The organism is Holospora elegans E1 (genome assembly GCF_000648275.1).
GTDB lineage: Bacteria > Pseudomonadota > Alphaproteobacteria > Holosporales > Holosporaceae > Holospora > Holospora undulata_A.
This window is the reverse complement of record NZ_BAUP01000011.1, coordinates 1-1140: the sequence shown is the minus strand read 5'-3', so window position 1 is coordinate 1140 and position 1140 is coordinate 1. Positions and strand designations below refer to the sequence as shown.

The following is a 1140-nucleotide window of genomic DNA, read 5'->3' as shown; positions in this document are numbered from 1 at the left end:
AAATCTTGCAAACCAATGGCGGTGTGGAGCGTTATTTTGTTCAATGGAAAATGTTTTATCTTTTCCCTGAAAGAGGCGGGGGCTTGGAATAATTTTATTAAAATCTGCCCAATGATCTAAGCAATAAAATAAAATTTTCCATTTTTTTAATCGTTCAAAAAGTCTTTTGAATGTTGGACGCGAGTGATCACCAAGTCCTAATCGATGAGCCCTTTTCCAGCACGATCATAGGATTTAAAAATCCAAGCTTTAAAAATCCAAATTTTTTGCTTCTTTTTTTTAATAATACCAAATTCATCGACTTCCATGACACTACCTTTGTCTTTTGGGGATGGCTCAATTTTGGCACATAGCCTTGATCCTAAGGTGCCCGCCCACTTCAAAACTTCGGTGACGCCGACACCAAAAAGCTGAGCAATTCGGTTCATTGAAAGACCGCTTGCGTATAAAACGAAGGCTTGGAGCTTGTCTTTCTCGGGCACACCTCGTGAAATTTTTTCCAAATTTTTTACATTTGTACCTCTGAATTCCTCGAATAAAACCTCTTTTAAATCAATTTTAACATTCACAAAATTTACATACAATCTTTTTTAGAGACTTTTAAAAGACTTCCTTTGCTGATTTTAACAAAAAATATATTTAGTTAAAAACTTCTACTAAATGGACAAATACGAAGCGGTACATATACTTTTCACTATTGTATTTTTTAACTCGCGCATAACCTCGTAAAGCACAGCTTCTAAATCCCCAAGGGTTTCGTAAATCTTGTTCGATAGTATAGTGTTTTTTATATAGAGCCATAATCTTTTGACCGGGTTAAGCTCCGGTGAATATGGAGGAAGATAAAAAATAGTAATATTGTCAGGGGTTTTTAAAGTCTTGGATTTATACTATCTTGCTCTATCCATCAACATTAGACAAAATTAGACTAAAATTACTGCCGTCAAACGTTAACTGCGCTATAAATATAGAAATTTTGGTAACCGATTTTAAATGGAATTTGTGGCCTGGTACCCATAAGTGTTGAAAGTGGTTGAGATAGATATTATGAGTATAAAGTTTTAATTTTATAATGATGTATTGATATATGGTTAGAGAGACTAGGAAAACTTTACGATGTCAATAGATATAATAATAAAA

Annotated in this window: 1 protein-coding gene and 1 pseudogene; both read right to left on the bottom strand. The window is 33.7% G+C overall.

What is annotated here, in order from left to right; translation table 11 throughout:
• Positions 1-362: 362 nt before the first annotated feature.
• A pseudogene (locus tag HE1_RS06715) lies at positions 363-569 on the bottom strand (helix-turn-helix domain-containing protein); the annotation flags it as partial.
• Between the two features lie 87 nt (positions 570-656).
• Positions 657-857, bottom strand: coding sequence for a transposase (locus HE1_RS10120; RefSeq protein WP_084490768.1), 201 nt, complete (start codon positions 855-857; stop codon positions 657-659).
• Positions 858-1140 lie beyond the last annotated feature (283 nt).